The 855-nt window shown below is 33.3% G+C and carries 1 protein-coding gene; it reads right to left on the reverse strand.

What is annotated here, in order from left to right:
* The coding region (locus tag H5072_RS20595; protein ID WP_182694655.1) for a hypothetical protein at positions 1-212 on the reverse strand (212 nt) is incomplete at its 3' end.
* Positions 213-855: the final 643 nt, after the last annotated feature.

Here is an 855-nt window from a genome sequence, read left to right on the forward strand (position 1 = left end):
TCAAATTTTTGTATTTTAGGATTTTTGAATTTAAACCCATTAGAAATATGGGTATTAATCATTGTCGCCATGCCCTCAAACCCAGCTGGCGCAGTGGCAACTAAATCGCTCAACAAAGGGTTTATAAGCACTTGATGCTCTTCTATTAAAGTTGGGCTTTCGTATATATCGTAAACAAGGTTAGTTAGTGTTTGTTGGCTTTGTTGTTCCATATCATTTCTATAGCGCCTTAGCTTAGGCGTTCATAGCTCCCTAGAGTTCTAAATTGAATAAAGGTAAATAAAATTTATTACTTTTTGTTCCTTCGGTTACTTTTTGCCATTTCTTTTTCGACAGCAGCACGAGCGTCTTTTATATCTTTAAAAAAATCATACTGATATTTAACAAGACCTTGGTATTTTTCTCCTTTACTTAAATAAAAAGAGAGCAAAATAAAGGCTACATTGATAGCTGTTGAATATAATACCCATTACCTTCTAAAATTATAAAAGTTGGTAAGCAAATCACAGCTAAAAATAAAGCATAGAATTTTAATATGTTTGCGCAAAAAAAAAGAGCCTTGGCTTACTTTAAAATTTATAAGGCAAAATGCTATTCCTGTAGAAAATAAAATGCCTAAAAGCCACTCAGGTTCTGTATCAAAGTATTGCGTTAACACAGTCATTCCGGAGTATACAGCCCCCAAAAGTAAGAGCACTGTTACGAGTAGGAACCTATGTAAAAGCTTCCATGGTGGAAATAATAGAAATACCTCATCGTTTTTAGACACTACTTACTCAACTCCTCATATACTTCAGTTGCAAGTAAAAGCTAAACTGTGCCATAAAAATTTTTAGATTAAGAACCTATCTTTCC

It is taken from the genome of Pseudoalteromonas sp. SR45-5, from assembly GCF_014163565.1.
Taxonomy (GTDB): domain Bacteria; phylum Pseudomonadota; class Gammaproteobacteria; order Enterobacterales; family Alteromonadaceae; genus Pseudoalteromonas; species Pseudoalteromonas distincta.